The organism is Actinomycetospora sp. CA-101289 (assembly GCF_050955895.1).
Lineage (GTDB): Bacteria > Actinomycetota > Actinomycetes > Mycobacteriales > Pseudonocardiaceae > Actinomycetospora.
The window spans coordinates 5473812-5486300 of sequence record NZ_CP192093.1; the positions used below are offsets into that span (position 1 = coordinate 5473812).

The window sequence follows — 12489 nt, forward strand, 5'->3', positions numbered from 1 at the left end:
GGACGGACCCCCTCTAGTACTTCAGCAGGTTGGCGTCGTCGACCGAGGTGGTCCGACGGGTGCGGAAGATCGCCATGATGATGGAGAGGCCGACGACGACCTCCGCCGCGGCCACGACCATGACGAAGAACGCCATGATCTGGCCGCTGAGCGACCCGTTGATCCGGGAGAACGTCACCAGCGTCAGGTTCACGGCGTTGAGCATCAGCTCGATGCACATGAACACGACGATGGCGTTGCGGCGCACGAGCACGCCGACCGCGCCGATGGCGAACAGCAGCGCCGAGAGCAGCAGGTAGATCGTCGGGCTCATCGGGAGGCCCCGCTCTCGGTGCTCTCGGTGTCCTCGGGAGCGCCCTCGTGGGTGCCCTCGGCGAGCCGGTCGTGGGTGCTGCCGACGTCGACGCCGTCGCTGCCCCCACGCAGGGCGCGCGCGTCGACGTCGCCGGCGGGCCCGCTCGTCGAGCGGACGTCGGCCATGTCGGCGTCGAGGCGCTCGCGCCGGGTCGCCTCGATGATCTTCGAGAGCGACGCCGGGGCCACCGAGCCGTCGGGCAGCAGGGCCGGGGTGGCGACGGAGTCGGCGGTGGCGAAGACGCCGGGGCCCGACCGCGAGCCGTACGAGGCCAGCGGGCCCCGCAGGCGGTCGACCACGCGCTCGCGCTGGCCGGCGTGCTGGTGGCGGGCGCGTCCGGCGAACGTGTAGACCATCGCGCCGACCGCGGCGGTGATCAGCAGCGCCGAGGTCAGCTCGAAGGGCAGCAGGTAGTCGCGGAAGATGCTGGTGCCCAGCGCCTGGACGTTGCCGCGGGCCTCCGGGCCGTAGCCCGGGCCGAGACCCAGCGGGCCGACGGTGGTCAGCGTCTCGGCGACCGCCGCGACGGCCAGGCCGCCGAGGCCGACGCCGAGCACCGCGGCGGTCAGCCGCTGGCCGCGCAGCACCTCGACCACCGAGTCCGAGGCGTCACGGCCGACCATCATCAGCACGAACACGAACAGCATCATGATCGCGCCGGTGTAGACGATGATCTGGGTGAAGCCCAGGAACGGCGCCTGCTGGACCATGTAGAGCACGCCGAGGCTCAGCATCGTCATGACCAGCCACAGCGCCGAGTGCACGGCGTTGCGGCTGAAGATCATGCCGAGCCCGCCGGCCAGCGCCACCGGGCCGAGGATCCAGAACGCCACCGACTCGCCGGTGGACATCTCGCCGCCGCCGGTCTGCGGGGCCGACGCCAGCAGGGCGCCCGCGGTGCCCACGGTGCTCACCGTGCCGCCCCGGAGATGTCGATCTCGTCGCTGGTCGAGTCGCGGACGTCGGAGCGCCGGGCCATCTCGGGACCCTGGACGTAGTAGTCCTGCTCGTTCTCCCCCAGCCGCATGGGGTGCGGCGGCTGCTCCATGCCGGGCAGCAGGGGGGCGAGCAGGCGGTCCTTGTCGTAGATCAGGGTCTGGCGGTCGTCGTCGGCGAGCTCGTACTCGTTGGTCATCGTCAGCGAGCGTGTCGGGCACGCCTCGATGCACAGGCCGCAGCCGATGCAGCGCAGGTAGTTGATCTGGTAGATCGCGCCGTAGCGCTCCCCGGGCGAGAAGCGCAGCTCGTCGGTGTTGTCGCCGCCCTCGACGTAGATCGCGTCGGCGGGGCAGGCCCAGGCGCACAGCTCGCAGCCGACGCACTTCTCGAGGCCGTCCGGGTGGCGGTTGAGCTGGTGGCGCCCGTGGTAGCGCGGGGCGGTCACCTTCTTCACGCGCGGGTAGTCCTCGGTGACGACCTTGCGGAACATCGTCGAGAAGGTCACGCCGAAGCCGGCGATCCCGTCGAACACGCCCATCAGGAGTCTCCCTCTCGGCCGGCTCCGGCGGCCACGGTCTCGGCGTCGCCGGACGCGTCCCGGGCGGGCGCCACCGCGCGGCGGCGCCGCTTCGGTGTCGCCGGCACCTCGAGGTCGAGCGGCGGGACGGGGTAGTCGGCGACGACCGGGGGCTCGGGGTCGTCCTCCGGCGGTGCCTGGTCGGGCAGCAGCAGCGCCGCCCCGACGAGCACGACCAGCGCCACCCCGCCGACGACGAGGATCTGGCCGGTGGTCAGCTCGGCGCGCAGCACGCGCAGGGTCGCGACGAGCATCAGCCACAGGAGGCTGATCGGGATGAGCAGCTTCCAGCCCAGGCGCATGAACTGGTCGTAGCGCTGGCGGGGCAGCGTGCCGCGCAGCCAGACGTAGACGAACAGGAAGGCGATCGTCTTGCCCAGGAACCACACGAGCGGCAGCCAGCCCTCGTTGACGCCGGGGATCAGCGACAGCGGCCACGGGGCCATCCAGCCGCCGAGGAACAGCGTCGTGGCCACCGCGGAGAGGGTGACCATGTTGACGTACTCGGCGAGGAAGAAGAGCGCGAACTTCAGCGACGAGTACTCGGTGTGGAAGCCGCCGACCAGCTCGGACTCGGCCTCGGCGAGGTCGAACGGCGCGCGGTTGGTCTCGCCGACCATCGACACCGCGAAGATCGCGAAGCTGACCGGGAGCAGCCAGATGTACCAGCCGGTCTGCTGCGCGGCGACGATGTCGGCCGTGGACAGCGAGCCCGAGTAGAGCACCACGGCGATGATCGACAGGCCCAGCGCCAGCTCGTAGGAGATGACCTGGGCCGCGCTGCGCAGGCTGCCGAGCAGCGGGTACGGCGAGCCCGACGCCCAGCCGGCGAGCACGATGCCGTAGACGCCGATCGACGAGCAGGCCAGCACCACGAGGACGCCGACGGGCAGGTCGGTCAGCTGCAGGGCGGTGCGCTCACCGAAGATCGAGACCTCGGGGCCGAGCGGGATCACCGACCAGGCCACGAACGCGGGCACCACGGACAGCACCGGCGCGATGAAGAAGACGGCCTTGTCCGCGAGGACCGGGCGGATGTCCTCCTTGAACGCCAGCTTGAGACCGTCGGCGAGCGACTGGAGCAGGCCGAACGGCCCGTTCCAGTTCGGCCCCGGGCGCTGCTGCATGCGGCCCACGACCCGGCGCTCGAACCAGATCATGAGCAGCGTGATGACCATCAGGGCGCCGAAGATGACGACGACCTTGATCAGCGTCAGCCAGAACGGGTCGTCGGCGATCAGCGTCTGGGTGTAGCCCAGGGGTGGGGGTACCGGGGTCACGCGGGGCTCCCCTCGTGGGCGTGGCGGCCGCCGGCGATCCCGACGGGCCCGCCGTGGGTGAGGCCGAGAGCGGCCAGGGTGACGACGCCGCCGTCGGGCTGCGGGATCCGGGCCGGGGCCCAGACCACGTCATCGGGCAGGTCGGCGAGCTCGACGGGCAGGTGCAGCGTGCCCCGCGGTCCCTCGAGCCCCGCCGTCGCGTCCTCGACGAGGCCCAGGCGCGCGGCGGTGGTGGCCGAGAGCCGGACCTTCGGCGGGCGCGCGGTGCCCGCCAGCTCGGGCTCGTCGACCAGGAGCCGGCCGCCGTCGAGCAGCTGGCGCCAGGTGGCGAGGCGCAGGGTCGGCTCGCCGTCGCCGGACTCCTCCGCGAGCGGGGCGTCCCCGCGCGTAGAGGCAGCGAGATGGCCGTTCGCTGCGGCACGGATCGGCGCCAGGGCCTCGGTGACGCGGGCGAACTCGGCGCCCGCGACCTCGACGGTCTGGGTGAACAGGTCGACGTCCATCTCGACGGCGAGGGTGTCGAGCACGCGGCAGTCCGGCAGCGTGATCGCCACCGTGCCGCCGACGCGCCCGGCCGAGCCGCCGGAGGGGTCGATCGTGGTGGCGAAGCGCCGGTCGCGGCCCTCCCAGTTGCGGAAGGTCCCGGCCTTGTGGACCACCGGGGCCACCGGCAGCACCACGTCGGCGCGCGCGGTGACCTCGCTGTGCCGCTGCTCGAGCGAGACGACGACGTCGGCCTCGCGCAGGGCCGCGCGGGCCAGGGCGGGGTCGGGGAGGTCGTCGATCTCGACGCCGCCGACCACCAGGCCGGCGAGCTCGCCGTCGGCCGCCGCGCGCAGGATGCCGGTGAGGTCGCGGCCCGGCGTGGCCGGCAGCTCCGCGACGCCCCAGCTCGACGCCAGCGCGGCGCGGGCGTCGCCGTCGGCCACCGCGGCGCCGCCGGGCAGGAGGCCGGGGACGAGGCCGGCGTCAAGCGCGCCGCGCTCCCCCGCCCGCCGGGGCACCCAGGCGACCCGCGCGCCGGTGCGGTTGGCGAGCGCGCCCACCGCGTCGTAGAGGCCGGGGACCTCCGCGGCCCGCTCGCCGACCAGCACCACCGCGTCGGGCAGGGCCAGGGCGGCGTCGAGCTCGTCGGGCAGTGTGTCCAGCGCGACGGGCTCCGCGCCCGGCACGGCGCGCACGAGGTGCCCGCCGGTCTTGACCACCGCGGGCGTCGACCACTGGCCGAGGTGCCACACCGCCGTCCCCGTGCGGGCCGCCTTGCGCAGCCGCAGCAGGACGATCGGCGACTCCTCCTCGGGCTCGAGGGCCACGCAGAGCACCGCGGGCGCGGCCTCGAGCGCGGCGAAGGAGACGTGCTCGGGACCCTTCCCGACGACGTGCGCGGCGAGGAAGTCGAGCTCCTCGGGCGACGACGCCCGGGCGCGCATGTCCACGTCGTCGGTCGCCAGCGCGAGGCGGGCGAACTTCGACCAGGCGTAGGCGTCCTCGAGGGTCAGCCGGCCGCCGGGCAGGACGCCGACGCCGCGCTTGGGCTCGCCGGGCTCCTCCTCGGTGCCGGTGGGCCGCCCGGTGCCGTCCCGCGCCGTCATCAGCAGGCCCGCGGCGTGCTCGAGGGCGTCGGTCCACGACGCCTCGTGCAGCTCGCCGTCGTCGCCGCGCACCAGCGGGCGCGCGATGCGGTCGGCGGCCTGGCTGTAGCGGAACGCGAAGCGGGCCTTGTCGTCGATCCACTCCTCGTTGACGTCGGGGTCGTCGCCGGCCAGCACGCGCTGGACCGCGCCGCGGCGCCAGTCGCGGCGCACCGCGGCGCCCGACGCGTCGTGCTCGCTGATGCCCGGCGTCGACACGAGGTCGAACGGGCGCGAGCGGAAGCGGTACGACGCCGAGGTCAGCGCGCCGACCGGGCAGATCTGGATGGTGTTGCCCGAGTAGTAGGACTGGAAGTCCTCGCCCTCGCCGAAGGCGGTCTCCTCGGTGCCGATCTGCTGGTGCGCGCCGCGCTCGAGCAGCTCGATGAACTGGTCGCCCGCGATCTGGCGGGAGAACCGCGTGCAGCGCTGGCAGAGCACGCAGCGCTCGCGGTCGAGCAGCACCTCGTCGGAGATCGGCAGCGGCTTGGCGAACGTCCGCTTCTCCTCGACGAACCGCGACTCGGCCCGGCCCGAGGACATCGCCTGGTTCTGCAGCGGGCACTCGCCGCCCTTGTCGCAGACCGGGCAGTCGAGCGGGTGGTTGATGAGCAGCAGTTCCATGACGCCCTGCTGGGCCTTGTCGGCCACCGCGGACGTCATCTGCGTCTTCACGACCATGTCCTGGGCCACGGTCATCGTGCAGCTGGCCTGCGGCTTGGGCATCGCGCGCCCGTTCATCTCCACCTCGACCAGGCACTGGCGGCAGGCGCCGGCCGGGTCGAGCAGGGGGTGGTCGCAGAACCGCGGCACGACGATGCCGAGCCGCTCGCAGGTCCGGATGATCAGCTCGCCCTGGGGGGCGTCGACGATCCGGTCGTCGATGGTGAGGCGGACGTGACCCTCGGGGGGCTCCGCCCCCCGAGAACCCCCCGACGTGCGCTCGGGCGCCTGGGTCATGCCGTTGCTCCGCTCAGTTCCACGATGCGGTCGACCTCACCCTCGGGGGGCTCCGCCCCCCGAGCACCCCCCGACTGCGAGGAGCAGAGGTCGACGAACTCCTGCCGGAAGTACCTGATGCCGCTGGTGATCGGCGAGACCGCACCGTCGCCGAGGGCGCAGAACGAGCGGCCGAGCACGTTGTCGCAGACGTCGAGCAGCGTGTCGATGTCGGCCTCGGTGCCCTCGCCGTCGACCATGCGCCGCAGGATGCCGGCGAGCCAGTAGCAGCCCTCCCGGCACGGCGTGCACTTGCCGCACGACTCGTGCTCGTAGAACTCGGTCCACTTCATGACCGCCCACGGGACCGACACGGTCTCGTTGAAGATCATGAGCGCGGTGGTGCCGAGCATCGAGCCGGCCTCGGTGGCGCCCTCGAAGTCCAGGGGCACGTCGAGGTGCTCGTCGGTGAGCAGCGGCGTCGAGCTGCCGCCGGGCGTCCAGAACTTCAGCGGGATGCCGTCCTTCATGCCGCCCGCGAGCTCGAGGAGCTGGCGCAGCGTCGTGCCCAGGGGCGCCTCGTACTGCCCGGGACGCTCGACGTGCCCGGACAGCGAGTAGATCTTCGGGCCGGGCGACTTCTCGCGGCCCATCGTGCGGAACCAGTCCTTGCCGCCGGTGACGATCGACGGGACGGTCGCGATGGTCTCGACGTTGTTGACGACGGTCGGCGCCGCGTAGAGGCCCGCGGTCGCGGGAAACGGCGGCTTGAGGCGCGGCTGCCCGCGTCGCCCCTCGAGCGAGTCGAGCAGCGCGGTCTCCTCGCCGCAAATGTACGCGCCGGCACCGGCGTGCACGACGATGTCGAGGTCGAAGCCGCTGCCGTGGACGTCCTTGCCGAGGTGGCCTGCCTCGTAGGCCTCGCGCACCGCGGCGTGCAGGCGGCGGATGCAGTGCACGATCTCGCCGCGCACGTAGATCACGCAGAAGTGCGCGCGGATCGCGTACGCGGTGATGATGCAGCCCTCGATGAGCGAGTGCGGGTCGGCCATCATCAGCGGGGTGTCCTTGCAGGTCCCCGGCTCGCCCTCGTCGGCGTTGATGACGAGGTACTTGGGCTTGGCGGCGGGGCCCGTGGGCTCCTCACCCGGCTTGGTCTGCGGGATGAAGCTCCACTTCATGCCCGTCGGGAAGCCGGCGCCGCCGCGCCCGCGCAGGCCGGCGTCCTTGACCAGCGCGACGAGGTCGTCGGGCGCGGTGTCGAGCGCGGTGTGCAGGGCGGTGTAGCCGCCGAGCTCGGTGTAGTGGCGCAGCGTCCAGGACTCGGGGCCGAGCCAGTGCTTGGTCAGCACGGGGGTGAGCGGATCGGTCACGGGTGTGCTCCCTCGTCGGGCACGGGCGGCGCGGTCCAGCCGCGCTCCTCGGCGAGGCGGGCGCCGCGCAGGCTCTCCTCGGCCCCGGACGGTCCCGCGACGGCCTCGAGGCCGCCGACCGCCGGGTCGTCGAAGAACCCGGCGAGCAGCAGCTCCACCGAGCGGAAGTCGGTCAGCGGGGCACCGCGCGTCGGGTGCGGCTTCTCGCCCCGCTGCAGGGCCTCGATGATCTCGACCGCCGACGCGACGGTCTGGTTGTCGAAGAACTCGTAGTCGACGGTGAGCACCGGGGCGAGGTCGCAGGCGGCGAGGCACTCGGCGTGCTCGACCGTCGCGGTGCCGTCGGCGCTGGTCTGCTCGTGGCCGATCCCGCCGAGGCGTTCGCGGACCGCGGCGTAGATGTCGTCGCCGCCCAGCGCCGCGCACAGCGTGTTGGTGCAGACGCTGACGAGGTGGCGGCCGACGGGCTCGCGCTTGTACATCGTGTAGAAGGTCGCGACCGCCGAGACCTCGGCCGTCGTGATCTCCAGGATCTCCGCGCAGAACGCGATGCCGGCGCGGGAGACGTGGCCCTCGACGTGCTGGACGAGGTGCAGCAGCGGCAGCAGCGCCGACCGCGGCTGCGGGTAGCGGGCGAGGATCGCCGCCGCCCGCTCGCGCACCCCGTCGAACACGGTGGTGTCGACGGTGGAGAGCCCGGCGTGGGCGGCGACGGTGCCGCCGGCCTCGTCGATGGCGTGCTCGGGCTCGACGGGCGGTGCTGCAGGGACGGTCGGTGGCAGCGCAGTCACCGGTCACAACCCCCCATCACGGGATCGAGGCTGGCCAGCGCGGCGATGACGTCGGAGACCATCCCGCCCTCCGACATCGCCGGCGCCGCCTGCAGGTTGACGAAGCTGGGGTCGCGCATGTGGACGCGCAGCGGGCGGGTGCCGCCGTCGGAGACCAGGTGCGCGCCCATCTCGCCGCGGGGCGACTCGATCGGCACGTACGCCTGGCCCGGCGGCACCTTGAAGCCCTCGGTGACCAGCTTGAAGTGGTGGATCAGGGACTCCATCGACTGCCCCATGATCTTGCGGACGTGGTCGAGGGAGTTGCCCATGCCATCGGCGCCGATCGACAGCCGCGCGGGCCACGCGATCTTGGCGTCCTCGACCATGACCGGGCCGGGCTCGAGACGGTCGAGCGCCTGCTCGATGATCTTGAGCGACTCGCTCATCTCCTCCACCCGCAGCAGGTAGCGGGCGAAGCTGTCGGCGGCCGTGTCGGTGGGCACCTCGAAGTCGTAGTGCTCGTAGCCGAGGTACGGGTCGACCTGGCGCAGGTCCCACGCCAGCCCGGCCGAGCGCAGGATCGGGCCGGTGACGCCGAGGGCGAGGCAGCCGTCGAGGGGCAGGTAGCCGATGCCCTCGAGCCGCTGACGCCAGATGCGGTTGCCGGTGAGCAGCTTGTGGAAGCCGGGCAGCCGCTCGCGCATGACCTTGACGAACGCGCGGATGCGCTCCTCGTGGCCCGTCGGCAGGTCCTGCACGACGCCGCCGGGGCGGATGAACGCGTGGTTCATGCGCAGGCCGGTGAGGAACTCGAGCAGGTGCAGGACCTCCTCGCGCTCGCGGAAACCGTTGGTCATGCCGGTGAGCGCGCCGAGCTCCATGCCGCCGGTGGCCAGCGCGACGAGGTGCGAGCCGATCCGGTTGATCTCCATGAGGAGCACGCGGATCGTCTCGGCGCGCTGGGGCACCTCGATGCCCAGCAGGCGCTCGGTGGAGAGGCAGTAGGCGGTCTCGTTGAACAGCGGCGCCAGGTAGTCCATGCGCGTCACGAAGGTGACGCCCTGGGTCCAGGTGCGGTACTCGCAGTTCTTCTCGATGCCGGTGTGCAGGTAGCCGATGACCAGGCGCGCGTCGGTGACGGTCTCGCCGGAGAGCTCGAGCACCAGCCGCAGCACGCCGTGCGTCGACGGGTGCTGCGGACCCATGTTGATGACGATGCGCTCGTCGCCCGCGGTCTGGTCGATCATCTCGTCCCAGTCGCCACCGGTGACCGTGTAGACGGTGCCCTCGGTGGTCTCGCGGGACGATGCGGCATAGGGATCCGTGGTGGTCACGTGTACGCCCTCCGCTGGTCGGGGGGCGGGATCTCCGCGTCGTGGTACTCCACGGGGATGCCGCCGAGCGGGTAGCTCTTGCGCTGCGGGTGGCCGTTCCAGTCGTCCGGCATGAGGATCCGGGTCAGGCTCGGGTGGCCGTCGAAGACGATCCCGAACATGTCCCAGGTCTCGCGCTCGTGCCAGTCGGCCGTCGGGAACACCTCGACCAGCGACGGGCAGTGCGCGTCGCTGACCTCGAGGGCCACCTCGAGGCGCAGGCGCCGCCGGTAGGTCATCGACAGCAGGTGCGTGACGACGTGCAGCTGCTGCGGCACGCCCTCGCCGTAGTCGACGCCGCTGACCCCGGAGCAGAACTCGAAGCGCAGCGCCGGGTCGTCGCGCAGGGTGCGGGCCAGGCGCACGAGGTGCGCGCGGTCGACGTACCAGGTCATCTCGCCGCGGTCGACGGTCACCTGCTGCACGCACGTCGCGAAGTCGGCGCCGCCGTCGTCGGCGAGCGCCGCGGTGGTCTCGTCGACGACCTCGTCGAACCAGCCCCCGAAGGGGCGCTCCGACGGGGCGGGCGCGTAGGCGGGCAGGCGCAGCCCGCCGAAGCCCGAGGTGTCGCCCGAGCCGCCGATGCCGAACATGCCCTCACGGGCGCGGCCGGCGACGGCGCCGCTGACGTCGGGGCGCCGGACCTCCTGCGGGCCGAACGCGACGGCGCCGGCCGAGGAGGCGTTGGACGCCCCGGTCGGTCCGCTCGCGCCGCCGGCGCCGGTGCCCGGCGTCTCCGGCGTGGTCTTCGGCTTCTCGTCCTCACCAGACATGCTCGGCCTGCACCTCCCCGGACTTCTTGGTCTTGCCGTACTTCACCGAGGAGGGCAGCAGCTCGAGCTTCTCGCCCTGGGCGCGGCGCTCCGCGGCGAGCTCGGCGCGGACCGGCCCGAGAGGCTCGTCCTGGATCTTCTGGTGGAGCTTGAGGATCGCGTCGATGAGCATCTCCGGGCGCGGCGGGCAGCCCGGCAGGTACATGTCGACGGGCACGACGTGGTCGACGCCCTGCACCACCGCGTAGTTGTTGAACATCCCGCCGGACGAGGCGCAGACCCCCATGGCCAGCACCCAGCGGGGCTCGGCCATCTGGTCGTAGATCTGGCGCAGGACCGGGGCCATCTTGTTGGTCACGCGGCCCGCGACGATCATCAGGTCGGCCTGGCGGGGGCTCGGGCGGAACACCTCCATGCCGAAACGACCGAGGTCGTAGCGGGGGGCGCCCGAGGTCATCATCTCGATCGCGCAGCAGGCGAGCCCGAAGGTGGCCGGCCACAGCGATGCCTTGCGGGTCCAGTTGACCAGGCTCTCGACGCTGGCCAGCACGATCCCGTTGGGGAGCTTCTCTTCCAGTCCCATGTCTAGCTCCAGTCCAGCCCGCCGCGGCGCCACACGTAGGCGTAGGCGAAGGCGACGGTGGCGACGAACAGCACGATCTCGACGAGGCCGAACAACCCGAGCGCGTCGATGTTCACGGCGAACGGGTAGAGGAAGACCATCTCGATGTCGAAGAGGATGAAGAGCATCGCGGTGAGGTAGTAGGCCACCGGGATGCGGCCGCCGCCCGCGACGGGCTGCGGCGACGGCTCGATGCCGCACTCGTACGCGTCGAGCTTCGCGCGGTTGTACCGGTGCGGCCCGATGAAGGGCGCGGCCGTCACGGAGAACAGCCCGAACGCGGCCGCGAGCACGAACATGACGATGAGCGGGACGTAGGGGTCCAGCATCGTCGTCTCCTTCCTCCCGGGGGCTGCGCGTCGGGAACCGCGTCGGGAATCACGTGGTGGATCACGCCGGACGGGCCGGATCGACCCTAATGAGGCCGGACGGGCCGGCCCCTGATCAGGGCGCCCTAACCCGGCAGGTCAGGAGCGGCTCAGGCCGCCACGGGACCCTCCTTCCGCGGGGCCGTCGTGCCCGTCCGCCGGGCGCCGTCGTCCAGCGGCGGCACCAGCCGGAGCGCGAGGTCGAGCGCGCGGTCGCCCGCGCTGCCGTCGCGGCCGTCGCTCAGGCCGGCGAAGAGCTTGAGCGCGGCGCGCATGAGGCGCTGCCGGGGCATCCCCAGGCGCAGCGCGTGGTGCATGAAGCGGGGCCGGCCGAGCGCGCCGGCGGCGCGGTTGCCGACGCGGTACCAGCGCCCGAGCTCCTGGCGGACCGCGGCGGGGTAGCCGGCGAGGGCCCGCTCGCGGCTCGGGCCCTCGGGTCGCGCCATGGCCTGCACGACGCACTCGGCGGCCAGCGCCGCGGACTGCATGGCGTAGGCGATGCCCTCGCCGCTGAACGGGTTGACCATGCCGCCGGCGTCGCCGACGAGCACGAGGCCGTCGCGGTAGATCGGGGTGCGGCTCAGGCCCATGGGCAGCGCCGCGCCGCCGATCGGTCCGGTGGCGTTCTCCTCGCGCAGGCCCCACTCCTCGGGCAGGCCCTCGAGCCAGGACCGCAGCAGCGCGCGGTAGTCCCGGCGGTCGCCCTGGCGCGTCGCGAGGACGCCGAGCCCGACGTTGGCGGTGCCGTCGCCCATGCCGAACACCCAGCCGTAGCCGCCGTGCAGGTCCGGGCCGACGCCGGGGCCGTCGAGGAGGCCGAGGTGGGTCTCGAGGTACGCGTCGTCGTGGCGCGGGCTCGTGTAGTAGCGGCGCACGGCGACGCCCAGCGGGCGGTCGTCGCGCTTGCCGATGCCCAGGCTGAGCGCGGTGCGCGCGCCGACGCCGTCGCAGGCCACGACCAGCGGGGCGCGGTAGGTCGCCGGGACGCGCTCGGGGCCGCGGCGGGCCTCGACGCCGGTGACGCGGCCGGTGCGCTCGTCGACGGTGGCGCCGGCGACCGAGACGCCCTCCTCGACGCGCGCGCCGGCGGCCCGGGCGTGGTCGGCGAGCATCTGGTCGAAGTCGCGGCGGGGGCGCACGAGGCCGTAGCCGGGGAAGCTCGTGAGCTCGGGCCAGTCGAGCTCGAGGCTGTGCCCGCCGCCGATGACGCGCAGGCCGCGCTGGTGGCGCCAGCCGGCCTCCTCGCGGGTGTCGACGCCGAGGTCGACGAGCTGCTTCACGCCGCGCGGGGTGACCCCGTCGCCGCACACCTTCTCGCGCGGGAACGTCGCCTTCTCGAGCACGAGGACGTCGAGGCCGGCGCGCGCCAGGTACGTCGCGACCGTGGAGCCCGACGGGCCCGCGCCCACGACCACGACGTCCGCGTCGGTGTCGGGGCTGCGGCGCGCTCCGGTGGTGGCGGACACGGCGTACAGCTCCTTGTGAA

12 protein-coding genes are annotated in these 12489 nt (G+C 73.0%); all 12 read right to left on the minus strand.

Annotated features, from left to right (window positions below; genetic code table 11):
• Window positions 1–13: 13 nt before the first annotated feature.
• Entirely contained in the window at window positions 14–313 is a 300-nt protein-coding gene (gene nuoK, locus ACQPX6_RS27230) for an NADH-quinone oxidoreductase subunit NuoK (RefSeq protein WP_433783849.1), read from the minus strand.
• A complete protein-coding gene (locus ACQPX6_RS27235; RefSeq protein WP_433788370.1) occupies window positions 310–1206 on the minus strand; it encodes an NADH-quinone oxidoreductase subunit J in 897 nt (298 codons plus the stop codon). The genes nuoK and ACQPX6_RS27235 overlap by 4 nt, the downstream gene beginning before the upstream one ends.
• 59 nt (window positions 1207–1265) lie before the next feature.
• Window positions 1266–1832 (minus strand): NADH-quinone oxidoreductase subunit NuoI, encoded by a 567-nt coding sequence (gene nuoI / locus ACQPX6_RS27240; RefSeq protein WP_433783851.1) that lies wholly within the window; start codon window positions 1830–1832, stop codon window positions 1266–1268.
• Window positions 1832–3151, minus strand: coding sequence for an NADH-quinone oxidoreductase subunit NuoH (gene nuoH, locus ACQPX6_RS27245; RefSeq protein ID WP_433783852.1), 1320 nt, complete (start codon window positions 3149–3151; stop codon window positions 1832–1834). Before nuoH ends, nuoI begins: the two co-directional genes overlap by 1 nt.
• Window positions 3148–5742, minus strand: a complete 2595-nt coding sequence (locus ACQPX6_RS27250; protein WP_433783853.1) for an NADH-quinone oxidoreductase subunit G — start codon at window positions 5740–5742, stop codon at window positions 3148–3150. The genes nuoH and ACQPX6_RS27250 overlap by 4 nt, the downstream gene beginning before the upstream one ends.
• On the minus strand, window positions 5739–7094 hold the full coding sequence (nuoF, locus tag ACQPX6_RS27255) for an NADH-quinone oxidoreductase subunit NuoF (protein ID WP_433783854.1): 1356 nt from the start codon (window positions 7092–7094) through the stop codon (window positions 5739–5741). The genes ACQPX6_RS27250 and nuoF overlap by 4 nt, the downstream gene beginning before the upstream one ends.
• Window positions 7091–7768, minus strand: a complete 678-nt coding sequence (nuoE, locus tag ACQPX6_RS27260) for an NADH-quinone oxidoreductase subunit NuoE (RefSeq protein ID WP_433788371.1) — start codon at window positions 7766–7768, stop codon at window positions 7091–7093. Before nuoE ends, nuoF begins: the two co-directional genes overlap by 4 nt.
• Window positions 7769–7881: 113 nt before the next feature.
• A complete protein-coding gene (locus ACQPX6_RS27265; RefSeq protein ID WP_433783855.1) occupies window positions 7882–9201 on the minus strand; it encodes an NADH-quinone oxidoreductase subunit D in 1320 nt (439 codons plus the stop codon).
• A complete protein-coding gene (locus ACQPX6_RS27270) occupies window positions 9198–10013 on the minus strand; it encodes an NADH-quinone oxidoreductase subunit C (protein ID WP_433783856.1) in 816 nt (271 codons plus the stop codon). The genes ACQPX6_RS27265 and ACQPX6_RS27270 overlap by 4 nt, the downstream gene beginning before the upstream one ends.
• The gene (locus tag ACQPX6_RS27275) at window positions 10003–10596 is read right to left on the minus strand and encodes a NuoB/complex I 20 kDa subunit family protein (RefSeq protein ID WP_433783857.1); all 594 of its coding nucleotides are present in this window, start codon (window positions 10594–10596) and stop codon (window positions 10003–10005) included. The genes ACQPX6_RS27270 and ACQPX6_RS27275 overlap by 11 nt, the downstream gene beginning before the upstream one ends.
• Window positions 10597–10598: 2 nt before the next feature.
• Window positions 10599–10964, minus strand: coding sequence for an NADH-quinone oxidoreductase subunit A (locus ACQPX6_RS27280; protein ID WP_433783859.1), 366 nt, complete (start codon window positions 10962–10964; stop codon window positions 10599–10601).
• A gap of 149 nt (window positions 10965–11113) precedes the next feature.
• On the minus strand, window positions 11114–12469 hold the full coding sequence (locus ACQPX6_RS27285) for a geranylgeranyl reductase family protein (RefSeq protein ID WP_433783860.1): 1356 nt from the start codon (window positions 12467–12469) through the stop codon (window positions 11114–11116).
• Window positions 12470–12489: the final 20 nt, after the last annotated feature.